At 74.8% G+C, this 24638-nt stretch carries 25 protein-coding genes; 16 read left to right on the top strand and 9 right to left on the bottom strand.

Translation table 11 applies throughout. The features are described from left to right. The first annotated feature begins 137 nt into the window (after window positions 1-137). Genes pnuC through ACGFXC_RS20050 form a run of 4 tightly spaced genes read left to right on the top strand, consistent with a single transcriptional unit; the run spans window position 138 to window position 3668 of the window. A complete protein-coding gene (gene pnuC / locus ACGFXC_RS20065) occupies window positions 138-746 on the top strand; it encodes a nicotinamide riboside transporter PnuC (protein ID WP_393714524.1) in 609 nt (202 codons plus the stop codon). Further along, window positions 743-1849 (top strand): AAA family ATPase, encoded by a 1107-nt coding sequence (locus ACGFXC_RS20060; protein WP_393714522.1) that lies wholly within the window; start codon window positions 743-745, stop codon window positions 1847-1849. Before pnuC ends, ACGFXC_RS20060 begins: the two co-directional genes overlap by 4 nt. Then, a complete protein-coding gene (locus ACGFXC_RS20055; RefSeq protein ID WP_393714520.1) occupies window positions 1846-2619 on the top strand; it encodes an NUDIX domain-containing protein in 774 nt (257 codons plus the stop codon). The genes ACGFXC_RS20060 and ACGFXC_RS20055 overlap by 4 nt, the downstream gene beginning before the upstream one ends. Next, on the top strand, window positions 2616-3668 hold the full coding sequence (locus ACGFXC_RS20050; RefSeq protein ID WP_393714518.1) for an ADP-ribosylglycohydrolase family protein: 1053 nt from the start codon (window positions 2616-2618) through the stop codon (window positions 3666-3668). Before ACGFXC_RS20055 ends, ACGFXC_RS20050 begins: the two co-directional genes overlap by 4 nt. Window positions 3669-3701: 33 nt before the next feature. Here ACGFXC_RS20050 and ACGFXC_RS20045 read toward each other — a convergent pair whose 3' ends face one another. From ACGFXC_RS20045 to ACGFXC_RS20035, 3 genes are all read right to left on the bottom strand, one after another. Continuing rightward, window positions 3702-4382: a DNA polymerase beta superfamily protein gene (locus ACGFXC_RS20045; protein ID WP_393714517.1), complete on the bottom strand. Its 681-nt coding sequence runs from the start codon at window positions 4380-4382 to the stop codon at window positions 3702-3704. A gap of 28 nt (window positions 4383-4410) precedes the next feature. Further along, window positions 4411-4893 carry a Rieske (2Fe-2S) protein gene (locus ACGFXC_RS20040; RefSeq protein ID WP_393714515.1) on the bottom strand — a complete coding sequence of 161 codons (483 nt, stop codon included), beginning with the start codon at window positions 4891-4893 and terminating at the stop codon, window positions 4411-4413. Between the two features lie 98 nt (window positions 4894-4991). Then, entirely contained in the window at window positions 4992-5333 is a 342-nt protein-coding gene (locus tag ACGFXC_RS20035) for a DUF952 domain-containing protein (protein WP_393714513.1), read from the bottom strand. Window positions 5334-5483: 150 nt separating this feature from the next. On the opposite strand from ACGFXC_RS20035, the gene ACGFXC_RS20030 reads away from it, so the two are divergent. The 5 genes from ACGFXC_RS20030 to der all read left to right on the top strand — a co-directional run bounded on the left by ACGFXC_RS20030 (window position 5484) and on the right by der (window position 10182). Then, the gene (locus tag ACGFXC_RS20030) at window positions 5484-5951 is read left to right on the top strand and encodes a YidB family protein (RefSeq protein ID WP_393714511.1); all 468 of its coding nucleotides are present in this window, start codon (window positions 5484-5486) and stop codon (window positions 5949-5951) included. A 137-nt stretch (window positions 5952-6088) separates the two neighbouring features. Then, the gene (locus ACGFXC_RS20025; protein ID WP_393714510.1) at window positions 6089-7177 is read left to right on the top strand and encodes a prephenate dehydrogenase; all 1089 of its coding nucleotides are present in this window, start codon (window positions 6089-6091) and stop codon (window positions 7175-7177) included. A 114-nt stretch (window positions 7178-7291) separates the two neighbouring features. Beyond that, the gene (cmk, locus tag ACGFXC_RS20020) at window positions 7292-7999 is read left to right on the top strand and encodes a (d)CMP kinase (protein WP_393714508.1); all 708 of its coding nucleotides are present in this window, start codon (window positions 7292-7294) and stop codon (window positions 7997-7999) included. Beyond that, window positions 7954-8643 carry a lysophospholipid acyltransferase family protein gene (locus ACGFXC_RS20015; protein ID WP_393714506.1) on the top strand — a complete coding sequence of 230 codons (690 nt, stop codon included), beginning with the start codon at window positions 7954-7956 and terminating at the stop codon, window positions 8641-8643. The genes cmk and ACGFXC_RS20015 overlap by 46 nt, the downstream gene beginning before the upstream one ends. Before the next feature lie 75 nt (window positions 8644-8718). After that, window positions 8719-10182: a ribosome biogenesis GTPase Der gene (gene der / locus ACGFXC_RS20010; protein WP_393714504.1), complete on the top strand. Its 1464-nt coding sequence runs from the start codon at window positions 8719-8721 to the stop codon at window positions 10180-10182. A 17-nt stretch (window positions 10183-10199) separates the two neighbouring features. On the opposite strand, the gene ACGFXC_RS20005 is transcribed toward der, so the two are convergent. Both ACGFXC_RS20005 and ACGFXC_RS20000 read right to left on the bottom strand, forming a co-directional pair. Continuing rightward, window positions 10200-10598 carry a hypothetical protein gene (locus tag ACGFXC_RS20005; protein WP_393714502.1) on the bottom strand — a complete coding sequence of 133 codons (399 nt, stop codon included), beginning with the start codon at window positions 10596-10598 and terminating at the stop codon, window positions 10200-10202. Window positions 10599-10814: 216 nt separating this feature from the next. Continuing rightward, window positions 10815-11630 (bottom strand): hypothetical protein, encoded by an 816-nt coding sequence (locus ACGFXC_RS20000; protein ID WP_393714500.1) that lies wholly within the window; start codon window positions 11628-11630, stop codon window positions 10815-10817. A 292-nt stretch (window positions 11631-11922) separates the two neighbouring features. On the opposite strand from ACGFXC_RS20000, the gene ACGFXC_RS19995 reads away from it, so the two are divergent. Then, window positions 11923-12711: a transglycosylase family protein gene (locus ACGFXC_RS19995; protein WP_393714498.1), complete on the top strand. Its 789-nt coding sequence runs from the start codon at window positions 11923-11925 to the stop codon at window positions 12709-12711. Between the two features lie 515 nt (window positions 12712-13226). Here ACGFXC_RS19995 and ACGFXC_RS19990 read toward each other — a convergent pair. Beyond that, window positions 13227-14279, bottom strand: a complete 1053-nt coding sequence (locus ACGFXC_RS19990) for a phosphatase PAP2 family protein (protein ID WP_393714496.1) — start codon at window positions 14277-14279, stop codon at window positions 13227-13229. A 240-nt stretch (window positions 14280-14519) separates the two neighbouring features. Further along, window positions 14520-15632 (bottom strand): hypothetical protein, encoded by a 1113-nt coding sequence (locus ACGFXC_RS19985; protein ID WP_393714494.1) that lies wholly within the window; start codon window positions 15630-15632, stop codon window positions 14520-14522. 317 nt (window positions 15633-15949) lie between these two features. Here ACGFXC_RS19985 and ACGFXC_RS19980 point away from each other — a divergent pair, with 317 nt between their 5' ends. Next, on the top strand, window positions 15950-17671 hold the full coding sequence (locus tag ACGFXC_RS19980; RefSeq protein WP_393714492.1) for an MFS transporter: 1722 nt from the start codon (window positions 15950-15952) through the stop codon (window positions 17669-17671). Window positions 17672-17815: 144 nt separating this feature from the next. Then, entirely contained in the window at window positions 17816-19000 is a 1185-nt protein-coding gene (locus tag ACGFXC_RS19975) for an acyl-CoA dehydrogenase family protein (protein ID WP_393714490.1), read from the top strand. A 36-nt stretch (window positions 19001-19036) separates the two neighbouring features. Here ACGFXC_RS19975 and ACGFXC_RS19970 read toward each other — a convergent pair whose 3' ends face one another. Beyond that, the gene (locus ACGFXC_RS19970; protein WP_393714488.1) at window positions 19037-19495 is read right to left on the bottom strand and encodes a cell division protein SepF; all 459 of its coding nucleotides are present in this window, start codon (window positions 19493-19495) and stop codon (window positions 19037-19039) included. A gap of 287 nt (window positions 19496-19782) precedes the next feature. Between ACGFXC_RS19970 and ACGFXC_RS19965 the strand changes: the two genes are divergently transcribed. The 4 genes from ACGFXC_RS19965 to ACGFXC_RS19950 all read left to right on the top strand — a co-directional run bounded on the left by ACGFXC_RS19965 (window position 19783) and on the right by ACGFXC_RS19950 (window position 23643). Beyond that, complete coding sequence (locus ACGFXC_RS19965; protein ID WP_393714486.1) at window positions 19783-21111, top strand: DUF5685 family protein; 1329 nt, start codon at window positions 19783-19785, stop codon at window positions 21109-21111. Window positions 21112-21204: 93 nt separating this feature from the next. Beyond that, window positions 21205-22014 (top strand): DUF1684 domain-containing protein, encoded by an 810-nt coding sequence (locus tag ACGFXC_RS19960; RefSeq protein WP_393714484.1) that lies wholly within the window; start codon window positions 21205-21207, stop codon window positions 22012-22014. Between the two features lie 160 nt (window positions 22015-22174). Then, window positions 22175-23059 carry a S1 family peptidase gene (locus tag ACGFXC_RS19955; protein WP_393714482.1) on the top strand — a complete coding sequence of 295 codons (885 nt, stop codon included), beginning with the start codon at window positions 22175-22177 and terminating at the stop codon, window positions 23057-23059. Window positions 23060-23163: 104 nt separating this feature from the next. Continuing rightward, complete coding sequence (locus ACGFXC_RS19950; RefSeq protein WP_393714480.1) at window positions 23164-23643, top strand: hypothetical protein; 480 nt, start codon at window positions 23164-23166, stop codon at window positions 23641-23643. A gap of 36 nt (window positions 23644-23679) precedes the next feature. On the opposite strand, the gene ACGFXC_RS19945 is transcribed toward ACGFXC_RS19950, so the two are convergent. Beyond that, window positions 23680-24588, bottom strand: a complete 909-nt coding sequence (locus ACGFXC_RS19945; RefSeq protein ID WP_393714478.1) for a DUF4231 domain-containing protein — start codon at window positions 24586-24588, stop codon at window positions 23680-23682. Between the last annotated feature and the right edge of the window lie 50 nt (window positions 24589-24638).

Below are 24638 nucleotides of genomic sequence, written 5' to 3'. Positions count from 1 at the left end.
CCACGGGTACACCGGAAGCCCGCGACGCCCCCGAGGCGTCGCGGGCTTCCGCCGTTCCCGGCGCCGCATCCCGCTTGTCGGGCATCCCCTTCCCTGTTTATAGTCAGATTGACTCTTAAGGGAACGGGGGCACCGCCATGGGGTGGAGCACGAGCTGGACCGAGGTGCTCGGCTTCGTCACCGGCGCCGTCTGCGTCGTCCTGGTGGCCCGCCAGCACCTCGCCAACTGGCCGGTCGGCATCGCCAACAACGTCTTCTTCATCGTGCTGTTCGCGCAGGCGGGCCTCTACGCCGATGCCGGGCTGCAGATCGTCTTCATCGCCCTCGCCGCGTACGGCTGGTGGACCTGGACCCACGGGGGTGGACCGGGAACCGCCACGGCCCTGCCGGTGCGCCGCACCACGGCCGCCGAATGGACCCGGCTGCTCGCGGCGGGGGCGGTGGGGGTCGCCGGGCTGACCCTGCTGCTGGGAGCGGTCAGCGACTCCAACGTCCCCTTCTGGGACGCGCTCACCACCGGGCTCTCGCTGACGGCCACCTACGGGCAGTGCCGCAAGCTCCTGGAGTCCTGGTGGCTGTGGATCGCCGCCGACCTGGTGTACGTCCCGCTGTACCTCTACAAGGGCCTGTACCTGACCTCGGTCCTGTACGTCGCCTTCCTCGCCCTCTGCGTGGCCGGGCTCGCCGGCTGGCGGCGGGCCCTGCCGCCGGCGGACGCCCGTACGGCCGTGGGGGCGGCGGCATGAGCGCGGACAGGGGCGCGGCCCGCGGGAAGCGGTACCGGCACGGGCTGGTGCTCGGCAAGTTCTACCCGCCGCACGCCGGCCACCACCACCTCGTGCGCACCGCCCAGGACCAGTGCGAACGCCTCACCGTCCTGGTGTGCGCCGCCTCGGTGGAGTCGGTGCCGCTCGCCGACCGGGTGGCCTGGATGCGCGAGGAGCACCCCGGGGCGCGGGTGGTCGGGGCGGTCGACGACATCCCCGTCGACCTGCACGACCCGGCGGTGTGGGAGGCGCACATGACGATCTTCCGCGGCGCGGTGGGCCGCCCCGTGGACGCCGTGTTCACTTCCGAGGCCTACGGGAGCGAGCTCGCGCGGCGCTTCGGCGCCGAGGAGGTCTGCGTGGACCCGGCCCGCGGTCTCTTCCCGGTGTCGGGGACGGCGGTGCGCGCCGACCCGGCGGCCTGCTGGGAGTTCCTCGGGCCGGGCGTACGGGCCGCGCTGACCCGCCGGGTCGTCGTGCTCGGCGCCGAGTCGACCGGCACCACCACGCTCTCGCGGGAGCTGGCCGCGCACTACCGGCGGCGCGGCGGGGTGTGGGCGAAGACCGGCTGGGTCGCCGAGTACGGGCGCGCGTACAGCGAGGAGAAGCTCGCGGCGGCCCGGGCGGCCGATCCGTCGGCGTCCTGGGCGGACCTGTCCTTCACCTCGGGGGAGTTCCCGGTGATCGCCCGCCGCCAGGACGCGGCGGAGGAGCGGGCCGCACGGCTGGGCTCCCCGGTGCTGTTCTGCGACACCGACTCCTTCGCGACCGGCATCTGGCACACGCGGTACACGGGCGGCCGCAACCGGGAGGTCGAGAAGACCGCCGACCTGACCCGGCGCCACCTCTACCTGCTGACCGACGACGCCGGGGTGCCCTTCGAGGACGACGGGCTGCGCGACGGGCCGCAGCTGCGGCCGTGGATGACGGCCCGCTTCCGGCGGGAACTCACGCGCACCGGACGCCGCTTCCTGCTCGTGAGCGGGGACCGGCGCACCCGGCTGGAGCAGGCCGTGACGGCGGTCGACGCCCTGCTGGCGGAGGGCTGGCGGTTCGCGGCCCCCCTCCCGGAGCGGCGGTGAACGCCGGCGCGGCGGGCACCGCCGCCCCCGGACCCGGCGGGCCGGGCGGGTACGACCCCCGGGCCTTCGAGCCGTTCGCGGTGACCGTGGACCTCGCCGTCCTCACCGTGCGCGGCGGCGAGCTGCACGTCCTGCTGATCCGGCGCGGCCAGGAACCGTACGCCGGTGCCTGGGCGCTGCCCGGCGGGTTCGTGCTGCCCCGGGAGTCCGCCGAGACCGCCGCCCGCCGCGAACTGGCCGAGGAGACGGGCCTGGCGCCCTCCCTGGTCTCCGGCCTGCGCCTGGAACAGCTGCGCACCTACAGCGAACCCGGCCGGGACCCCCGGATGCGGGTGGTGTCGGTGGCCTTCACGGCACTCGTCCCCGACATGCCCGAACCGGCCGCCGGGGGCGGCGGGGACGCCGACCGGGCCCGCTGGGTGCCGGTGGGGGAGGTGTCCGAGCCGGCCTTCGACCACGCGCTGATCCTCGCGGACGCGCGCGAGCGGGTGGGCTCCAAGCTGGAGTACAGCTGCCTCGCCACGGCCTTCTGCCCGCCCGAGTTCACCCTCGGGGAGCTCCGGGCCGTCTACGAGACCGTCTGGGGCACCACCCTGGACCGCCCCAACTTCCGCCGCAAGGTCCTCGCCACGCCCGGCTTCGTCGAGGCCGTCCCCGGCGCCGCCCGGCTGACCGGCGGCCGCGGCAAGCCCGCCGCGCTGTACCGGGCGGGCCCGGCGACCGTCCTGCACCCGCCCCTGCTCCGCCCCACGGAAGGTCCGGCCCGATGACGACGAGCCCCACGACGTACTCCACGAAGAACCCGGCCGCGCGCAAGCGGCCCGCCACCGGCGCCCTGATCGGCCTGGCGCTGGGCGACGCCCTCGGCTTCCCGACCGAGTTCAACGACGTCCCGTCGATCCTCGCCAAGACCGGCCCGTGGCGGCGGATGGCCCTGCCGAAACCCGCCGTGGTGACCGACGACACCCAGATGACCCTGGCCCTGGCCCGCGGCATCCGCGCCGCCGCCGAGCGCGGGCCCGTCGGCCCGCTGCGGCTCGCCCGGCCGGTCCGCGAGGAGTTCGTCGACTGGTACCACTCCCCGGAGAACAACCGGGCCCCCGGCCGCACCTGCCTGGTGGCCTGCGGCCTCCTGGACGACCCCGGGAGGGACTGGCGCGACGCCAGCCAGACCGGCTCCAAGGGCTGCGGCGCGAACATGCGGGTGGTGCCGGTCGGCCTGGTCCCCGGCTGGACGGAGGAGGAACGCGCGGGCGCCGCCCAGCTCCAGTCGGCCCTCACCCACGGCCACCCCACCGCCCTCGCCGCCTCCGACCTGACGGCGCGCGCGGTCCACCTGCTGGCCGGGGGCACCGAGGTGACGGGCCTGGTCGGACGGCTGCGCTCGTACGCCCTGGAGAACCGCACCCGCTACCACGAGCGCTGGCTCGGCGACCTGTGGCAGCGCACGGCCTCCGACGCCTCGCCGGAGTCCTTCATGGCCCGGGGCTGGGACGAGTGCCTGGCCGTCCTGGACCGGCTCGCGGCGGCCCTGCGCACCCCGTCCCCGGAGACCGACCCCTGCCTGACCACCGGCGAGGGCTGGATCGCGGAGGAGGCGCTGGCCACCGCCCTGCACTGCTTCCTGCTGTTCCCCGAGGAGCCGCTGCTCGCCCTGCGCCGGGCCGCCTGCACGTCCGGCGACTCCGACTCCCTCGCCTGCCTGGCCGGTGCCTTCGCGGGGGCCCACCTCGGCGCGGACGTCTGGCCGCGCGACTGGGAGGGCCGCATCGAGTACCGCGGTGAACTCCTGGCCTTCGGCGCCCTCTGGGACGCCTGAGCGCCGCGCCGCCCGGAGGGTACGGCGGCGGACCTACCGGGCCGAGGCGAGGCGGGTGCGGTGGAGGTAGTCCTCCACCCGGGCGCGGTCGGGCTCCTCGGGCAGCGGGGAGCCCGCGAGGGCGGCGTCGGACTCCTCGGTGAGGCGGGCCATCCAGGCCTCGGTCCGCGCCCAGCTCCGCTCGCCGCGCCGGACCGCGAGGAGCTCCTCGCGGTACGGGCCGGCGTCGATCGTCAGACGGCCGGTGCGCAGCAGGTCGCGGCAGGAGAGCAGCAGCCGCAGCAGGTGCATGGCGTGCTTCCAGCGCGGGCCCCCGTGCAGGCGGACGTCCGCGAGGAGCTTGCCGTGCTGGGACCGCGCGTAGCGGGTGAAGGTGGTGTGGGCCCGGCGGGAGAGGAACGCCCCGCGCAGGGCGAGGAGTTCCTCGCCGGCCGGGGTGAGGAGGTCCACCAGGGGGGAGTGCAGGCACTCCAGGATGTTCGGGTTGGCCCGCAGCGCCAGCTCGCAGAAACGTTCCAGCTCCCAGGAGAACTCCTCCTCCCGGGGCCCCTCCACGTGCGTCGGCGGCTTCTCGAACCGCCAGAACAGCGGGGTGGGGGCGAGGAAGACGCCGCGCCGGTCGGTATCGCTCGCCTCCGTGGCCAGGCCGAAGGCACGGGAGCCCATGACGCAGGCGTAGATCGTGTGCTCCCGTACCAGGGTCAGGTCGTCCATCCAGGGAGGGTAGGCGGCCGCGGCGGTCCTAGGCGAGCGAGATAACGCCGTCCGGCGCGACCGCGATCTGGTGCTCGGGGAGCGGACGGGTGGCCGGTCCCTTGACCACCGCGCCGTCCGAGACCTGGAACGTGCTGCCGTGGCAGGGGCAGTCGATCGTGCCGTTCGCGACCTTGTTGACGAGGCAGCCCTGGTGCGTGCACACCGCGGAGAAGCAGCGGAAGGACCCGGCCGTCGGCTGGGTCACCACCAGCTTCTGGTCCTTGAGGATCACGCCGCCGCCGACCGGCACCTCCGAGGAGGACTTGACGAGGGTCTTGCCCCCCGCCTGACCGGACGCCGCCCCGGAGCCCTCGGGGGAGGGGGCGCCGCCCGGCTCCCGGGCGGGCGCCTCCGCGCCGCCGCCCCCGCACGCGGCGAGGGTGCCGCCGGCCAGGACGGCCGCGCCGGCCGCCAGTACCGCGCGCCGGGCGGACGGCGCGGCGCCGCTCATCGGATTCGGGTCGCTCATGGGGGGACTCCTCGTTCGGTGGCCGGATGGGCGAGCAGCATCCTGGCGCGCGCCGGGCCCGGGGAGAAGCCCGCCACACCTTCCGCCCCGGCTTCGCTTCACTCCACCGGCTGCCAGGGGACGAGCTCCGCCGGGCCGTCCGGGACGCGTACCACCTCCCACACGCGTACCACCGCGTCCCGGTTCAGCGGACCGAAGACGTGCGGGTAGCGGCCGTCGGTGCCCTCCTGGCGGCGCACCTCGGCGGTCAGGGCCGCCTCGTCGAGCTCCAGGGCCAGGAGGGTGCCGGGCACCTGCCGGTAGTGGGCCGCCACCACGGCGAGGGCGGTCGGGCGGTCCGCCGAACAGTGCACGAAACCCTCGGCGGCGAGCGAGGGAGGGGCGTACGGGAGGCCGGGCGCGGCGCTCCAGTCGGCGAGCGGGACGAGATGGAAGATCATGCCGGTGGTTCTACCGCAGGAGCCGCCGAAGGGCGTGCGCCGGGTGGCGACACGTCCCGATCCGGGTGACATTGTCCGTGTCTCGAAGCCGGGTGCCACGCGGGGTACGACGCCGGCGTGCGGCCCGGTCCCTCTTCGAAAGGCATGAGCATGGCGGGTAACAACGACCTCGGCTCCCTCCTCGGAGGTCTCCTCGGCGGCGGCGGCCAGGGCGGACAGGGCGGCGGCGCGGGAAACATCCTCGGCGCCCTGCTCGGGGCCCTCGGCGGCGGCGGGCAGGGCGGGCAGGGCGGCCAGGCCGGGCAGGGCGGCCAGGCGGCGGGCGGCGGGAGCAACCCGCTGGGCGGGCTGCTGGACATGCTGACCAAGTCCGGCCTCGCCGACCAGGCGCAGTCCTGGCTCGGCACCGGTGACAACAAGGCCGTCAGCGGGCCGGAGATCGCCCAGGCGCTGCCGGACGAGGCGCTCCGGAAGGCCGCCGAACAGGCCGGGGTCAGCCCCGAGCACGCCGCCGACCAGATCGCCCAGGCGCTGCCGGCGGCCGTCGACAAGCTGTCGCCGGGCGGCACGCTGCCGTCCGGTTCGCTGGAGGACATCATCAAGCAGCAGAACCTCTAGCGCTCCGGTCAACGCCGGCCCGAGGGCCGGCCGGGGCCCGGCGGCCGTCCCACGGGGTGGCCGCCGGGCCCTCCCCGCGCACCCGGTGGCTACCCTGAGTCAGGACCCGCCGTCACGCGATCACCCTGGAGCGCCCCGTGAGAACCGCCGTCGTCATCGGAACCGGACTGATCGGCACCTCCGCTGCGCTCGCCCTGACCGCGCGCGGGATCGCCGTCCACCTCATGGACCACGACTCCTCCCAGGCCCGTACGGCCGCCGCCCTCGGGGCCGGCAGCGACGACGCCCCCGAGGGCCAGGTCGACCTCGCCATCGTCGCGGTGCCCCCGGCCCACGTGGCCCGGGCCCTGGCCGACGCCATCGGCCGCGGGACGGCCCGCGCCTACGTGGACGTCGCCAGCGTCAAGGGCGGCCCCCGCCGGGAACTGGCGGCGCTGGGCGCGGACACCTCCGCCTACATCGGCACCCACCCCATGGCCGGCAAGGAGCGCAACGGTCCGCTGGCCGCCACCGCCGACCTCTTCGAGGGCCGTCCCTGGGTGCTCACCCCCACCCGGGACACCGACCACGAGGTGCTGAACCTGGCGCTGGAGCTGGTCGCCCTGTGCCGGGCCGTGCCCGTGGTGATGGACGCGGACGCGCACGACCGGGCGGTCGCCCTGGTCTCCCACACCCCGCAGCTGGTCTCCAGCATGGTCGCCGCCCGCCTGGAGGAGGCCGACGAGACGGCCGTGCGGCTGTGCGGGCAGGGCATCCGCGACGTCACCCGGATCGCGGCCTCCGACCCGCGGATGTGGGTGGAGATCCTCTCCGCGAACCCCGGACCGGTGGCCGACGTGCTCTCCGGGATCGCCGCCGACCTGGAAGAGACCGTCGAGGCCCTGCGCGGACTCCAGTCCGCCGACGAGGCGAAGCGCCGGGGCGGGGCCGCGGGCATCGAGGACGTCCTGCGGCGCGGCAACGCGGGCCGGGTGCGGGTGCCGGGCAAGCACGGCGCGGCCCCCGCCGCCTACGAGACGGTCGGGGTGTTCATCAGCGACAAGCCGGGCGAGCTGGCCCGGATCTTCGCCGACGCCGGCCGGGCCGGGGTCAACATCGAGGACGTCCGCATCGAGCACGCCACCGGCCAGCAGGCCGGCCTGGTCCAGCTGATGGTCGAGCCGCGCGCCGTCGCGGGCCTGACCGCCGAGCTGCGCGAGCGCGGCTGGTCCCTGCGCCGGCAGTGACGGAGCGGCCCCGGGACGGGGCGGAGCCAAGGGGTGCCGGGGGCCGGTAACCTGGGGGAGGGGCGCTCTTGGCGCGCCCGGACACGTACGCGCAACCAGGAAGGTGCCCGCACCGTGGAAACCGCCGCTCCGTCCGCCGTGATCGTCGCCATCGACGGTCCCTCCGGCACGGGCAAGTCCAGCACCTCCAAGGCCGTGGCCGCCAAGCTCGGGCTGCGCTACCTGGACACCGGTGCCCAGTACCGGGCCATCACCTGGTGGATGATCACCAACGGCGTCGACACCGACGACCCGCAGGCCGTGGCCCTCGCCGCGGGCAAGCCCGCGATCGTCTCCGGTACGGACCCGGCCGCGCCCACCATCACCGTCGACGGCCAGGACGCCTCCGGCCCGATCCGCACCCAGGAGGTCACCTCCAAGGTCAGCGCCGTCAGCGCCGTCCCCGAGGTGCGCGCCCTGATCACCGAGCTCCAGCGCTCCATCGCCGCCGACGCGGCCCGGGACACCGAGGGCATCGTGGTCGAGGGCCGGGACATCGGCACCACCGTCCTGCCCGGCGCAGACCTCAAGGTCTTCCTGACGGCCTCCGCCGAAGCCCGCGCGGCCCGCCGCAGCGGCGAGCTGCGCGGCAAGGAGGCCTCGGACCTCGCGGCCACCAAGGAAGCCCTGATCAAGCGCGACGCGGCCGACTCGGGCCGAAAGACCTCCCCGCTGGCCAAGGCCGCCGACGCCGTCGAGGTCGACACCACCGACCTCACCCTGGACCGGGTGATCGAGTGCGTCGTCACCCTGGTCGAAGAGAAGCGGGCGGGCCGCCCGTGAGTGCTGCGCCCTCCCTCAGGGGTGCGGCGGTCGGCAGGCGCATCGGCATCGGGCTCATGTACGGGCTGTGGAAGCCGCGCGTACTGGGCGCCTGGAAGGTGCCGGCCACCGGCCCCGTCATCCTGGCCGTGAACCACTCCCACAACATCGACGGCCCCATGGTCATGGGCACCGCGCCCCGGCCGCTGCACTTCCTGATCAAGAAGGAGGCCTACGTGGGCCCCCTCGGTCCCTTCCTGGAGGGGATCGGCCAGGTGAAGGTGGACCGGACCGGCACGGACCGGGGCGCCATCACCCGCGCCCTCGGGGTGCTGGAGCAGGGCGGCGCGCTCGGGATCTTCCCCGAGGGCACCCGCGGCGAGGGAGACTTCGCCTCGCTGCGCGCCGGACTCGCCTACTTCGCGGTCCGCAGCGGCGCCCCCATAGTGCCCGTCGCGGTCCTCGGCAGCACCGAGGCCGCGGGCCGGCTCGTCAAGGGGCTGCCGCCGCTGCGGAGCCGCGTCGACGTCGTCTTCGGCTCCGCCTTCGACGCCGGAGACGGCACGGGCCGCCGGACCCGCACCGCGCTGGACCGGGCCACCGAACGCATCCAGGGACGGCTGACCGCCCACCTGGCCGACGCCAAGCGCCTCACCGGGCGCTGAGCGAGACTTGACCTAGTAGTGGAACCGCGCTGCGCGGGTGCCACCGATCACCACGAACGACGAGGAACGGACTTCATGAACGACCAGCACGACCACGGAGCACTTGGCGACGCCGAGTACGCGGAGTTCATGGAGCTCGCCGCGGAGGAAGGCTTCGACATCGAGGATGTCGAAGGCGCGATCGAGGCGGCGGGCCACGGCCCGCTGCCGGTCCTCGCCGTCGTGGGCCGCCCGAACGTCGGCAAGTCGACCCTGGTGAACCGCATCATCGGCCGCCGCGAGGCCGTCGTCGAGGACAAGCCGGGCGTCACCCGCGACCGCGTGACGTACGAGGCCGAGTGGGCCGGGCGCCGCTTCAAGGTCGTCGACACCGGCGGCTGGGAGCAGGACGTCCTCGGCATCGACGCCTCCGTCGCCGCCCAGGCCGAATACGCCATCGAGGCCGCCGACGCGGTCGTCTTCGTCGTGGACGCCAAGGTCGGCGCCACCGACACCGACGAGGCTGTCGTCAAGCTGCTGCGCCGGGCGGGCAAGCCCGTCGTGCTCTGCGCCAACAAGGTCGACGGCCAGAGCGGCGAGGCCGACGCGGCCTCCCTGTGGTCCCTGGGCCTCGGCCAGCCGCACCCGGTCTCCTCCCTGCACGGCCGCGGTACGGGCGACATGCTCGACGCCGTCCTGGAAGCCCTCCCGGAGGCTCCCGAGCAGACCTTCGGCGGCGCCGCCCCCGGCGGGCCGCGCCGCATCGCCCTGATCGGCCGCCCGAACGTGGGCAAGTCCTCCCTGCTGAACAAGGTCGCCCGCGAGGACCGCGTCGTCGTCAACGAGATGGCCGGCACCACCCGCGACCCGGTCGACGAGCTGATCGAGCTCGGCGGCGTCACCTGGAAGTTCGTGGACACCGCGGGCATCCGCAAGAAGGTGCACCTTCAGCAGGGCGCCGACTACTACGCCTCCCTGCGCACGGCCGCCGCCGTCGAGAAGGCGGAGGTCGCGGTCATCCTGATCGACACGACCGAGAACATCAGCGTCCAGGACCAGCGCATCATCACCATGGCCGTCGAGGCCGGCCGCGCGATCGTGATCGCGTACAACAAGTGGGACGAGCTGGACGAGGAGCGCCGCTACTACCTCGAGCGCGAGATCGAGACCGAGATGCAGCAGGTCGCCTGGGCGCCCCGCGTCAACGTCTCCGCGCTGACCGGCCGCCACATGGAGAAGCTGGTCCCGGCGATCGAGACCGCCCTCGCCGGCTGGGAGACGCGCGTCCCCACCGGCCGCCTGAACGCCTTCCTCGGCGAGGTCGTCGCGGCCCACCCGCACCCGATCCGCGGCGGCAAGCAGCCCCGCATCCTGTTCGGCACCCAGGCGGGCAGCAAGCCGCCGAGGTTCGTCCTCTTCGCCTCCGGCTTCCTGGAGCACGGCTACCGCCGCTTCATCGAGCGCCGCCTGCGCGAGGAGTTCGGCTTCGACGGCACCCCGATCCACATCTCGGTGCGGGTGCGCGAGAAGCGCGGCGCCCAGTACAAGAAGAAGAAGTAGGACGGACGTCCGCCGGGTCAGTAGCCCCGGCGCGGAGCGGGCGGCAGGGCCGCCGGGATGTGCTGCATCCCGGTCTGGTGCTGCCGCCCGCCGGCATATCCGGACCCGGAGGTTCCGGCGTGTGCGTACGAGGGCTGCGGGGGCGCCGCGGGGGCGTGGGCGGGCTGCCAGGGCTCGCTCGGCTGCCAGGCGGAACCGTTCCAGCCGCCCGCGTACGAGCCGCTGCCGTAGGACCCGCCGTAGCCGCCGCCGGAGTACGAGGACCCGTACGAGAACGCCGTGAAGCCGAGGTCCTCCTCGCCGGAGCGGTCGCCCGGCAGGGCCCGGAAGGCGCGCAGGTACTCGGAGTACAGCGTGTCGTAGATCGGGGTGTGCGAGGCGGCCGGTGCGAGGTCCCGGTCCCGTGCGGGGCGCATCGGGGGGACGCTGCTCGGATAGGACGGGGCGCGTGAGGGGTCGTATGAATGCACGTATCAGCCAACGAACCCGGGGCCGTGCGGATGCGGGGTGACGGTACGGAAAACGCAGATCGCCGGGGGTGCGCGGGACGGACCGCGCACCCCCGGCGCATGCCGCACGGCCCCGGGGTCCGGGGCGGGCGGCCGTTTCCGGCGGGGAGGATGGACGGGGCCTCAGGCGCCCGGGGTACCGGCCAGCGGCATGGAGGCGGCGACCAGCTTGCCGTTGCTCGCGGCCTTGTCCAGGGCGTCGCGGAGCAGGTCCTCGCGCGGCTGCTGGCCGATGGAGCCGAACGGGGCCGCGTAGATCAGCACGCGCTGGGTCTTGTTGACGGCGGCCCGCCAGCCGTCGGTGACGCTGAGCGCCTGGTGCGCCTGCCACCACGCGACCTGGGCGCTGCCCTCGGCGCCGGGCTGGAGCACGGCGTGCAGCTGGCCGCCCGCGAGGAGCACCGACCAGCCCGCGAGGGCGGAGGGGACCTCGTCGGTGTCGGTGACCGGGATGAAGCCCTGCTCGATGAGGAGCGGCAGGAAGTCGTCGCCGGGGCCGGTGGTGCCGGGGCGGGCGATCGGGCCGGTCGGCTCGACGACCAGGGCCGGGTGCAGTTCGCCGTGGATCAGGACCAGGCCGCTGGTGATCCCGAGGACCGCCTGGCCGCCGGGGACGGGCTGCGGGGCGTCACCCGCGGCCCCGGCGGCCTCGGGGGCCGGGCTGTCGCCGGTGATGCTGCGGACGGCGCCCTGGAGCTGCTCCTCGGAGACCGTGACCACCTGGGAGGGGATGCAGCTGGCGTGGGCGAAGGCCAGCACCGCGGTCTCGTCGCCGACGAACAGTACGGTGCTCGTCGGGTCGGTCTCGGGGTCGCCGGGGGTCCGGCAGGAGGTGCAGTCGTAACTGCGCGGGGCGTCGTCGCCGGTGAGCAGCCTGTCGGCTTCCTCGTCACCGATCTCTTCACGTACCTCAAGACTGACGTCGAGCATGCGCGGCACGGGGTGGCTCCTCATTCGTGCGGAGGCCGGGGGGCTCCCGGCTCGCCGGGCTCAACGCAGGAGCGGACGCCGGGGTCACGCCGTTTGAGGGAACGGAATCGAACCGGCCACCCGGAAGAGTGAACCGATCGACCCGTGCTTCTTTTTTGTGTCAAGTGTTGGCTGGTTGTGCGCAGTTGGAGGCTCCCGCTGGTCGTTTGGGGGAGGGGTGGCGGTCGGCCGTCCGGGTGGGGCACGGGGGCGTGCCGCGTGGCGGGCCGGGCGGCGGGAGGGGGCTGCGTAGCGTGGCGCGATGCCCGAACTCCGATGGCGGCGCCTGGCCTCTTCGGTCGTGGCCGTCGCCGCGCTGGTGCTCGTACCCGTCCCCGTGCTCCTGCGCGCGGCCGGACCCGCGGAGGCGGCTGTCCCGCCACCGCCCGCGCCCGGGCCGCCGGGAGCGGGCGCCGGGCACGGGGCGGGGGACTGCGGGCCGGGCGGGCAGTGGCCGTGGGACTGCGTCGCCGACTGCGAGAGCGGCGGCCGCTGGGCGGTGAACACCGGGAACGGCTTCTACGGGGGGCTGCAGTTCTGGCAGCCGACGTGGGAGGAGTACGGGGGGCTCGCGTACGCGGTGCGGGCGGACCTGGCGAGCCGGGACCAGCAGATCCGGGTGGCGGAGGAGCTGCTCGGCGCGCAGGGGTGGGAGGCGTGGCCGGTGTGCGCGAAGCGCTACGGGCTGGCGGGGCGGGCGCACGTGGTGCGGGGCGGGGAGACGCTGGACGCGATCGCCCGGAAACGGGCGGTGCGGGGCGGGTGGCGGGCCCTGTACGAGGCGAACCGCGAGCTGATCGGGGACCGGCCGGAGCGGCTGCGGGTGGGGCTGTTCCTGGCCCTCCCGCCGAGAGCGGCGGCAGTGGCCCCGGCCCCGTCGGCCGCGCCGTCGGCGGTGCCGTCCGCCGTGCCCGCAGTGCCGCCCGGGCCGTCCGCCGGGCCGTCGGGACCGTCCGCGGTGCCGTCCGGCGGGGCGTCCGCACGGCCGCCCGCGAGGCCGGTGCCGGCCGCGGCACGGCCGGGCGCCGGGGCGGGCTCGCCGGGGCGCTGAAGCGGGACGGGTCCGGCGGGGTGCTGATGCCGGGCGGGGCCGGCGGGTGCTGGGGCGCGGGGGTCGTCGCCCGGCCTCTCCCCGGTCCCGCTTCCGCCGCCGGCGCGGCTGACCGCCCCGGGGACCGGCTTCCGCGCGGGCGCCGCACTCCGCTCGGTACCCGCGCCCCGAACGGTCGGCCGGGAAGCCGTGAGCGGTACCCACCGGGGGAAATGGCGGGGCCGGATCCGTATCGGGGCGGGATCTTCGCGCGGTGTTGGCGGACGCGCCGGGGGGAATCCGCGCGGGGAATTCGGAGCCCTCCGCGGCGGAATGCGGACCGTGGCCGGATGAATGCCGGGGGAGGGGCCGGCTGTCGACAACCCGTGACACAAGCGTGACCCGGTACGGAGGAACCTCCGGGCGTCGCGCTGACGGGCCGTGCATATGAACGGCGACGGCGGGCCGGTTCGGGGAACCGGCCCGCCGTCGTGGCGCGGGGGTGGGGGCGTGCGTACCGGCCCCGCGGGTGCGGATCAGCCGCCGGTGGCCGGGCGGGCCGAGGCCCCCCGGGTGGCGGTCCGCTCGGTGTGCGCCGGGCGGCGGCTGCCGGCCGGGGTGACGGGGGTCCGCTCGGAGCGGATGACGTGCTGGCGGGCCGTGGGGTGCGCGGCGGAGCGCAGCGCCGGGGAGTGCCCGGCGGCCGGCGCGGGCTGCGCCGGTACCAGGCCCGGCTCGGCGTCGTCGGTGCGCTCCGGCCGCCACTTGCCGCCCGCCGACAGCAGCGGGGTGAGCGCGGCGGCGACGGGCTCGGAGACCCGGCCCTCCTCCAGGCGGCGGCGCCACAGGTCGCGCAGCTCGAAGACGTAGGCCTCGGCGCGGGCGATCAGCGGCTCGAACCAGGGCAGCGCCAGCATGATCAGCAGCCCGGCGAGCCAGCCCAGCAGGACGTCGCTCACCCAGTGCGTGCCGAGGTAGACGGTGGTCGCGCCGACGCTCAGCGAGACGACGGCGGAGAAGACGGACAGCACCCGGCGGGTGACCGAGGTGGAGGCCAGGTAGGCCAGGATCCCCCAGGTCACGACGGCGTTGGCGGTGTGGCCGGAAGGGAATATATCGCCGCCCGCGAAGAGCTCGGCGGAGCCGATCTGGGTGGCGTAGTGCGGGCCGAGCCGGCCGAGGCCCAGCTTCACGGAGCCGACGGTGATGTTCAGCAGCAGCAGCGCCACGCCGAGGGTGATCAGCGGCCGCAGCGTGTGCTGGCGCCACGAGCGCCAGCCGAGCCAGGCCGCGACCATCACGGCGGTGGGTCCGCGCTGGCCCAGCACGACGAGGTAGTCGAGGAAGGCGTGCAGCTGCGGCCACTGCTCGTAGGGCCGGAAGAACATGATCTGCCAGTCCAGCCGGACGAGCCAGGACGTCGTCAGTACGGCCACGACGATCGCGAGGTAGCACGCGAGCAACGAGGCGAGGAGCACGACGCGGTGCCGGCTCATCTGCGGTGTCTGCAGATGAGCCGGTCGCTCTGGTTCCCTGTCCAGCCGGGCGAACGCCGGCTCCAGACGGGTCAGCAATTGGTCGGTACGCACTGAATCGACGTTACCGCGCGGCGAAGGGCGGCCCGGTCGAATCGCGGGCTTTGTGATGACCATGTGATGTGGAGTGCGTCTCACGCAGAACTTAATTCCCGCTATTTCGACGTCTGTTGGAACTCCGCCGATTCAACTCCGGGAGTGCTTCCCCCGCAATTATCCGCACGCTTACGCTGAACTTATTGCCGCAGGTCAATTCCTTTGCACAATCATGGATTGGAATGATCCGTTCCGTGATCACGGAGGTCCGGATCCGTTCAGCCAGAACGCCCCGTACACCGCCGAGGCCAGGGCGAGGGCGCCGAGCAGCGCCGCCGCCCGGCGCGGCCGCCACCGGGCGAGCGCCACCGCCGCGGGCAGCAGCAGCGGGAACGCGGGCAGCAGCAGCCGGGGCTTGGAGCCGAAGTAGCCCGAGGCGCACAGGGCGAGGGCCACGACGACGCCGCCGTACACGAGGAGCGCGGCGGGCTGCCGCCGGCGCACGCACAGCCGGTACGCCCACAGCACCAGCAGCACCCCGGCGATCAGGGCGGCCCCGGCGAGGGCGGCGGGGAAGGAGGACAGCTTCGCCCCGACGAAGCGGGCGAAGGCCCAGCCCCCGTCGAAGCCGTTGCCCCAGCCCGCCTGCACGTCCAGGTACCCGAGCGGACCGCCGCCCGTGTGCGCACCGGTCCACAGCACGTACGCCGCCGCGCCCAGCGGCGCCAGCAGCAGCCCGGCCGCCGTCCGCCACGGCTGCCCGCCGCGCCGCCACGCCAGGACTCCGGCCACCCACACCGCCGCGACCACCGCCGCGCCGACCGGACGGGTCAGCCCCGCGGCCGCCGCGAGCAGCCCCGCGCCGATCCAGCGCCCGCGCAGGACCGCGTACAGGGACCAGGCGGCCAGCGCGGTGAACAGCGACTCGCTGTACGCCATCGACTGGACGATCCCGACGGGCAGGGCCGCCCACAGCGCCGCCGCGAGCACCCCGGCCCGGCGTCCGTACAGCAGGTCGGCGACGGCGAAGATCCCCCAGGCTGCGGCGAGCCCCGCCACCGCCGAGACCACCAGCCCCGCCGCGCCGTACGAGAGCCCCGTGGGCGCCGCCACCACCCGCTCCAGCCACGGCAGCAGCGGGAAGAACGCCAGGCTGGAGTGGACGGCCCCGTCCGGCAGGACCACCTCGTACCCGTACCCCCCGGCGGCCACCCGGGCGTACCAGAGGGAGTCCCAGCGGGCCGACAGCAGCGTGTGCGGGCTGCTGCCCGCCGCCGCGCTCCACCCCCCGAGCACGGCCAGCCCGAGCAGCCGCACCGCCGCGAAGGCGGCGAGCGCGGGCACGGCCCGGCGCGGTCCGGGCTCCTTCACGGGTACTTCCTCCACGGGCGCAGTTCTCACGCAGACGAGTATCGACGGCGCGCGGACGGGCTCCGGCACCGCAGCCACGGGCCGTGACCGGGCGTGTACGGGGAAGTGAGGACGCGGCGGGGCGAGTGGCGCACACCACAGCGCGGGCGGCTGCGGCGTGAGAGCTTGACCACGTGTCGGACACACGAACTCGCGTACGCTGACCCTTCACTCGCGTGTCGATGCCGGACCCCGTTGGACGCCGCACAGCGCACCACCCGCGGCGCCGCGAAGACGCAGGTCCGCCGAGTGCGAGGGATCACCTGGGAGGTACATGCATGTCGGGCGCGCACATGACCGGCGACAGGAATCCTTCCCTCCGGCAGCGGATCGGCGCGGCCTCCGGCGGGGCCAACCGCTGGGCCGTCCTGGCCGTCCTCTGCGTCAGCCTGGTGCTCGTCGCGCTGGACGCGACCATCCTGCACGTGGCCGTCCCCTCCGTGACCGAGGACCTGCGCCCCGGCGCGATGGAACTCCTGTGGATCGTCGACGCCTACCCGCTGGTCTGCGCGGCGCTGCTGATCCTCTTCGGCACCCTCGGTGACCGCGTGGGCCGCCGCCGGATCCTGCTCCTCGGCTACGGCCTCTTCGGCGTGGCCTCCGCCATCGCCGCCCTCGCCGACGACGCGCAGGTGCTGATCGCCGCGCGCGCCCTGCTCGGCGTCGGCGGAGCGATGATCATGCCCGCCACCCTGTCGATCCTGCGCCAGGTCTTCCCCGACCGGCGGGAGCGGGCCCTGGCGATCGGCATCTGGACCGCCGTCGCCGCGGTCGGCGCGGCCAGCGGCCCGGTGCTCGGCGGCTTCCTCGTCCAGCACTACTGGTGGGGCTCCGTCTTCCTCATCAACATCCCGCTGATGGCGCTGATCCTGCCGCTGGGCCGCTGGCTGCTGCCCGAGTCCAGGGGTTCCTCCGACGGGCCCTGGGACGTGACCGGCGCGCTGATGGCCGCCGCCGGCGTGCTCGGCGCGGTGCTCGGCGTCAAGCGGCTCGGCGCCGAGCGCGACCTCACCGACGCGGCGGCGCTGGTGCCGCTGCTGCTCGGCGTGGCGCTGCTGGTCCTCTTCGTGCGCCGCCAGAAGCGGCGCGAGCACCCGCTGATCGACATGCGGATGTTCTCCCGCGCCGCGTTCTCCACCTCCGTCGGCTGCATCGTGCTCGCGATGCTGGCGCTGGTCGGGCTGGAGCTGATCGCCGTCCAGTACCTCCAGCTGGTGCTGCGCCTGAGCCCGCTGGAGACGGGCCTCAGGCTGCTCCCGCTGACCTTCGCCGCGATGGCCGCCGGTGCCACCGGCTCCTACACGCTCCAGCGGATCGGCCCGCGCACGATGGTCTCGCTGGGCTTCGTCCTGACGGCCGGGGCCGTCCTGCTGCTGACGCTGATGGGACAGCAGGACCGGCCGGTACTGCTGACCGTCGGGTTCGTCCTGCTCGGCTTCGGCCTGCAGACCACCCTGTTCGCCGCCTACGAGTCCATGCTCAGCGAGGCCCCGGCGGACACCGCCGGTGGCGCGGCCTCCATAGGCGAGACCTCGTACCAGCTCGGCGCGGGCATGGGCATCGCCCTGCTCGGCAGTGTGATGAACGCCGCCTACGCGCCCGGCCTCGCGCACGTTCCCGGGGTCCCGGCCGAGGACGCGCGCGACGCCGCGCACTCGCTCGGCGAGGCCTACCAGATCGCCGCCCGGCTCGGCGGCGCGGCGGGGGACTCCCTGCACGCCGCCGCCCGGCACGCCTTCGTCCACGGGCTCCACGTGACCCTGGTGGTCAGCGCGGGCCTGCTGTTCGCGGGCGCCCTGATGGCGCTGAAGCTGCCGCGCACGATGGACCCCGCCGAGCCGGCGTGCCGTGACGCGCGCGACGCCGGAGCGCCCGTACGCCTTCCCGCGCAGCCCACCGGCGCGGCGGGCGCGCCGGCCGCCGGTGCGCGGATCCCCGCGCCGGGCACGCCCGGACGCGACCGCGCCGTCGGCGGGCAGCCGGGCCGCCGCTCCGCCTGAGGACGGCCCCCGCCCCGCGCCGCTGGTGGCGGTGCGCGGGGACGGCCGGGGGGCGGGCGGGAAACCCGGGGTGGACCCGGGGCCGGGCCGCCGACAAACTTGCACCGCTAGGTTCCGTCCCACGCGCCTGCCGGGAGGCCCCTCTTGTCCGCGTCGAAGACCCCCTTCGTGCCCACCGATCCGCTCGGGCTCGACGAGCTGCTGAGCCCCGAGGACCTCGCCGTCCGCGACACCGTCCGCTCCTGGGCCGCCGACCGGGTCATGCCGCACATCGCCCGCTGGTACGAGGACGGCGAGCTCCCCGGCATCCGCGAGCTGGCCCGCGAGCTCGGCTCCATCGGCGCGCTCGGCATGTCCCTGACCGGCTACGGCTGCGCGGGCGCGAGCGCCGTCCAGTACGGGCTGGCCTGCCTGGAGCTGGAGGCCGCCGACTCCGGGATCCGCTCGCTGGTCTCCGTACAGGGCTCGCTCGCCATGTACGCGATCTGGAAGTACGGCTCCGAGGAGCAGAAGGAGCGCTGGCTGCCCGGCATGGCGGCCGGCGAGCTGATCGGCTGCTTCGGACTGACCGAGCCCGACGTGGGCTCCGACCCGGCCGCCATGCGCACCCACGCCAAGCGCGACGGCACCGACTGGGTGCTCAGCGGCCGCAAGATGTGGATCACCAACGGCTCGGTGGCGGCCGTCGCCGTCGTCTGGGCGCAGACGGACGAGGGGATCCGCGGCTTCGTCGTCCCCACCGGCACGGCGGGCTTCTCCGCGCCCGAGATCAAGCACAAGTGGTCGCTGCGCGCCTCGGTGACGAGCGAACTGGTGCTGGACGACGTACGGCTGCCCGCGGACGCGGTGCTGCCGGGCGTCACCGGGCTGCGGGGACCGCTGGGCTGCCTCAGCCACGCGCGGTACGGGATCATCTGGGGGTCCATGGGCGCGGCGCGCGCCAGCTTCGAGTCGGCGCTCGGCTACGCGCGCACGCGAGAGCAGTTCGGCAGGCCCATCGGCGGCTTCCAGCTGACCCAGGCCAAGCTCGCGGACATGGCCCTGGAGCTCCACAAGGGCATCCTGCTCGCGCACCACCTGGGCCGGCGGATGGACGCGGGCACCCTGCGGCCGGAGCAGATCAGCTTCGGCAAGCTCAACAACGTCCGCGAGGCCATCGACATCTGCCGCACCGCGCGGACGGTCCTCGGTGCCAACGGGATCTCCCTGGAATACCCCGTCATGCGGCACGCCACCAACCTCGAATCGGTCCTCACCTACGAGGGGACCGTCGAGATGCACCAGCTGGTCCTGGGCAAGGCGCTCACCGGGCTCGACGCCTTCCGGTGAGGGTGCGCCGGCCCCTGCGGGAAGGGGCCCCCGGGGTCAGCTCTGGTTGAAGAAGTCGCGGGTGCGGCCGCCCGCCTCGCCGGTGACGATCTGGGTGTCGGCCGGGGTCAGGAGGAAGACCCTGGTCGCCACCCGCTCGATCGAGCCGCGCAGGCCGAAGGTCAGGCCGGCCGCGAAGTCGACCACGCGCTTGGCGTCGCCCGGGTCCATCGAGGAGAGGTTCACGATCACCGGGACGCCCTCGCGGAACAGCTCGCCGATGCCGCGCGCGTCGCGGAAGCCGTCGGGGGTCACGGTCGCGATCCGCCGGCCCTGCTCGACCGCGGACTCCGAGGCCACCTTGACGCGCGGGTCGGTGACCCACTGGTCGCCCGGACCCGAGACCGACCCCTGCTGGCGCTCCACCGCCTCCGCGTAGTCGTCGTCGTAGTAGCGCTCGTCGTCGCTGTCCTCTACGAGACCCAACCACGCACTCGCCTTGCGTACCGAACCCATGGACGCCTCCTTTCACCGTGGCCAGTCTGTCTTCTTCTCCGCTGCCCCTATCGTCGTCCATGATGCTGACAACGCGCCAAGTGGATAGCCGCCGCGCAGGGGTTTCGTGACGGGACTGGTGCAGAACATCCGTTGCACGGCTAAGGTTTCCGGCCCGCTACCGCTGCTGACTGAGTGAAAATACGACCACTGCCGCCGACCGGGTGAGCCGCTGGGACGTACGGGTGAACGACCGGGCTCGATACGATGCCCCCGAAACACGCGTATGACACACGGGGGAACCGAATTTGTTCGGCATTGTGAGACCTTGCACGCACCGTCTCGGGGAGCGCTTCAAGACGGAGTGGATGGCTCATCTGTGCGGTCTGTGCCTGGCACTTCGCGGTGACCACGGCCAGTTCGCCAGGGTCGTCACCAACTACGACGGGCTCCTGGTATCCGTTCTGACGGAGGCTCAGTCCGGTCCGCTGCCCGGTGCTCGGCGCACCGCCGGGCCCTGCCCGCTGCGCGGCATGCGCACCGCCCCGGTGGCCAACGGCGAGGGCGCGCGACTGGCCGCCGCCGTGTCGCTGGTGCTGGCCTCGGCCAAGGTGCGCGACCACGTGGCCGACCGGGACGGGCTGTTGGCCCGGGCGCCGATCGCCGCCGCCGCGCGCCGGGTGGCCCGGGGCTGGGACCGGGCCGGCGCCCGGACCGGGGCCTCCCTCGGCTTCGACACGGCCGTGCTCGTCGACGCCGTGGACCGGCAGGGCGGCATCGAGACCCTGGCGGGCCCCGGCACGTCCGTCCTGGTGGTCACCGAGCCCACGGAGACCGCCACCGCGGCCGCCTTCGCCCATACCGCGGTCCTCGCGGGACGGCCAGACAACGCGGCGCCCCTGGCCGAGGCGGGCCGCTACTTCGGGCGGCTCGCGCACCTGCTGGACGCCGTCGAGGACCGGGCCGCCGACGCCGCCTCGGGCGCCTGGAACCCGCTCACCGCCACCGGCACCTCCCTCGCGGAGGCCCGCCGGCTGTGCGACGACGCCCTGCGCGGGACGGCCCTGGCACTGCGCGAGGCGCGGTTCGCCGACGCCGGGCTCGCGCACCGGCTGCTGGTGCACGAGCTGCGCACCTCGGTGGACCGCGCCTTCGGTACCGGCGGCTGCGGCCACACCGGCGTGAACGCCGCCGGGCCGGGGTACGGGGCTGCGCCGCAGGGCCACGGCGGCCCCGGGGCGGGCCACCCGCAGGGGGCCCCGTACGGGGCTTACGGGGCCCGGGGGACCGGCGGTCCGAACCCCTACGCCCCCGGCGGAGCCCCGCCGGCGGGGCCGGGCGGCCCCGGCTGGGGCGGCGGCGGGGGCGGCGGCTTCGGCGGCCCCCCACCGCCCCCGCACAAGCCGCGCCGCGGACTGCTGGCCGGCTGCGCTGTGGCCCTCGGGCTGTTCTGCACCTGCCAGCTGTGCTGCGCGGAGCACGACGGTCCGTGGTCGCGCCGCAAGCGGGACCCCTGGTGCGACGCATGCCCCGACTGCAGCGGCTGCGACGGCTGCTGCGACTGCTGCAGCTGCTGCGGCGACGGCGGCTGCTGTGACGGGTGCGGCTGCGACGGCTGCGACTGCGGCTGCAGCTGAGCTTCCGTCAGGCCCGCGCGGGCCCGGCCCGTACAGGTCCGGACGGGGTACCGGGGGGTTCCCGTCCGGCCCCGTGTGGAAGGGTTCAGCGGCATGAACGACGAACGGGAAGCCACCGCCTGGCGGGAGTGGCACGAGCACCGGACGGCCACCGTCTCCGCCCCCTACGGACCGCTCGCGCTGACCGGTACCCACTGGCTCGCGGACTACCCGGAAGGTCGAATTCCGGCCGTTCCGGGGCGGTGGCGCGCCACCGCGTCGGGAGTGGAGCTGAGCGCGGCGGCCGGGGACGGCCTCGTGCTCGACGGCCGTCCCCTCGCCGGGCCGGCCCTGCTGGCTCCCGACGCGGGCGCGCCCGCGGACGCCCGGGCGGGCTCGGGGGCGCGCCGGTTCGTGGTCATCCGGCGCGAGGGGGAGTGGGCCGTGCGCGTCTTCGATCCCGGCTCCGCGGCCCGCGCCGCGTTCCGGGGCGTGGAGGCCACCCCGTACGACCCGGCGTACGCGCTGCCGGGCCGCTTCCGGCCCTACGCCGAGCGGCGCACCGTCCAGGTGGAGAACGCCGACGGGCGCGAGCGCGGGCTCGGTCTCGGCGGCGAACTGCGCTTCTCCCGGGCGGGGGAGGAGCACGCCCTCCAGGTGGCCGTGGACGAGGACGACGGCAGCCTCTGGGCCGTCTTCGCCGATGCCACGGCGGGCCGGTCGAGCTACCGCTTCCGCTTCCTGCGGCCGGGTGTCCCGGCTCCGGACGGCGGCATCACGGTGGACCTCAACCGGGCGCTGCTGCCGCCCTGCGCGTTCGCCGACCACTTCGTGTGCCCCTTTCCGCCACCGGGGAACACGCTGCCCTTCGAAGTCGCCGCGGGGGAGCGACGGCTGAAAGGCGCCCTTGCCGCCGGTGACTGACCGACAGGACACTCCCGTCAGCGTCATCCGGCGGACTTGTCAGGGGCACGGCGAAAGTGTGCGGGGAGCCCGTACGCACCGCCCGTCCCGCACCGCCGCTCACGGGCTCCGGCGCCCCCACCCCTGCCGGGCCCCCGACCCCCTTCCGGGAGGACGTGAAGTGAGGAACAAGAAGACCAACCGGGTCCGGCTGCTCGCCGTGGCCGCCGGCCTGGCCGCCGTCGCCGGGATCGCCGCGCCCACCGCCGCCAGTGCGGACGCCGCCGACACCGGCTTCACCGCCGACCGCCTCGCCGCCGCCGGGGCCTCCGTCCTGCGCGCCGACGTCGCGGGCACGGCCTGGCAGACCGACCCCGCCACGGGCACCCTCGTGGTCACCGCCGACTCCACGGTCACCGCCGCCGACCTCGCCCGGATCCGCCGCGAGGCCGGAGCGGACGCCGGTGCCCTGCGCATCGAACGCACCCCCGGCACGCTGCGCAAGCTGCTCTCCGGCGGCGACGCCATCTACGCCAGCAGCTGGCGCTGCTCGCTCGGCTTCAACGTCCGCAGCGGCAGCACCTATTACGTCCTGACCGCCGGACACTGCACCGACGGCGCGGGCACCTGGTGGACCAACTCCTCCCACACCACCGTCGTCGGAACCACCACCGGATCCAGCTTCCCCACCAATGACTACGGCCTGATCAAGTACGCGAGCAACACCCCGGTCCCGCCGGGCACCGTCGGCAGCCAGGACATCACCAGCGCCGTCAACGCCACCAACGGCATGTCCGTCACCCGCCGGGGCTCCACCACCGGCATCCACGGCGGCACCGTCACCGGCCTCAACGCCACCGTCAACTACGGCGGCGGCGACGTCGTCTACGGCATGATCAAGACCAACGTCTGCGCCGAACCCGGCGACAGCGGGGGCCCCCTCTACTCGGGCACCCGCGCCGTCGGCCTCACCTCGGGCGGCAGCGGCAACTGCTCCTCGGGCGGCACCACCTACTTCCAGCCCGTCGTCGAAGCGCTGAACGCCTACGGGGTCAGCGTCTACTGACCCGCACGCCCCCGCAGGCCCCCTGGACGTCCTCCCGCCTTCTGGGAGGATGTCCAGGCAACCGGGTCCACGGGGGAGGCGGGGTTCCGCATGCAGGTCGCCACATGAAGCGCATCGGAGTGACCGGCCACCGGTCGATCCCCGTCGAGGCGCTGGGCCCCGTCCGGGACGGCCTGCGGTCCGCGCTGGACGGCCGGCAGGGGCCCCTGGAAGCCCTCTCCAGCCTCGCGGACGGCGCCGACCAGCTCTTCGCCGCCATCGCCCTGGAATGCGGCGCCGACCTCACCGTCGTGATCCCCAGCGGGGACTACGAGGACACCTTCGAGGACCCCGGCGCCCTCGCCCGCTACCGGCGGCTGCGCGACCGGGCCACCCAGGAGGTCCGGATGGCCTTCGCGCGCTCCACCGACGAGGCCTACTACGCCGCCGGCACCTACATCGCCGACTCCTGCGACCGGCTCGTCGCCGTCTGGGACGGCCTCCCCGCCCGCGGGCACGGCGGCACCGCCGAGATCGTCGCCTACGCCCGCGCCCTCGGCAAACCCGTCACCGTCCTGTGGGCCGAAGGCGTGACCCGCGACTGACCCGCGGCCGCGCCGCCCCGCCCCGCCCCCACCGGCTCAACTGCTGTGCCGGGCCAGCCAGTCCGTGTGCTGCGGGGACACGTACCGCTCCGTCTCGTACACCGCGGAGGGCCACTGCTCCTCGGTGATCGTCGTCTGCATCACCACCATCATCGCCGACAGGTCCTGCTCGATCAGGGTGTGCGCCTCGATCAGCGGATGGTGGCGCCGCACCTCGTTCCAGGCGATGGCCGCCGCCGCGGCCGCGCTGAGCAGCCCCGCCGGAACCGGCCCCGTCCCCCCGCCGAACGCCCCGGCCAGCGCGAACAGCAGCGCCAGACAGGTCAGGAGCACGATCGTCCACGCCCACAGCGCCGTCGCCCGCCGCGAACCCTCCGTCTTGCGCTGGTACCAGTTGCGCTGCTCGATCAGCCGGTCCCGTACGTACGTCTCCCGGCGCACCGCGTACGGGAGCCCGCGCAGCCGCTGCATCGCGCCGGTGACCTCCGCGCCCTCCGGCACCAGGCCCTCGGCCCGGGGGTCCCGCCAGCCCATCTTGCGCAGCTCGGCCAGTCCCTTCTCCAGCCGCGCCCCGTACGCCTCCCGCGCCCCGGCCACCTCGCTGCCGAACGGCGCCCCGTGCACGGCGTACCGCCACGCCAGGGACTTGATGAACTCCGCCGCGCTGCGGTTGAGCTGCCACTGCGGCCGGGCCCGGCGCCGGGTCGCCCGGACGCCCACGGCCAGCACGCCCGCGTAGGCCAGCGCGCTGATCGCCCCGAACACGTGCAGCGTGCCCACGGCGGGCCCGGACGGCAGGGCGGCGGCCCCCGCGGCGGCGACCAGCAGCAGCAGCTGGGCGCGCGTCGCCTGGGTGGACTCCCGCTGCCGGGAGATCGCCGCCCGGTCGGTGTGGTGGAAGAGGGCCGGCAGGTCCTCGTTGCGAAAGGTCGTGCTGTCGTTCACAGCGCCCCCCTGATGTCGGGTGGCGGGCGGCGGGAACCCCGCGGACGCGG

This window comes from Streptomyces sp. NPDC048507 (assembly GCF_043199995.1).
Lineage (GTDB): Bacteria > Actinomycetota > Actinomycetes > Streptomycetales > Streptomycetaceae > Streptomyces.
The sequence above is the reverse complement of the archived record's forward strand: the minus strand, read 5'-3'. Positions and strand labels throughout refer to the sequence as shown.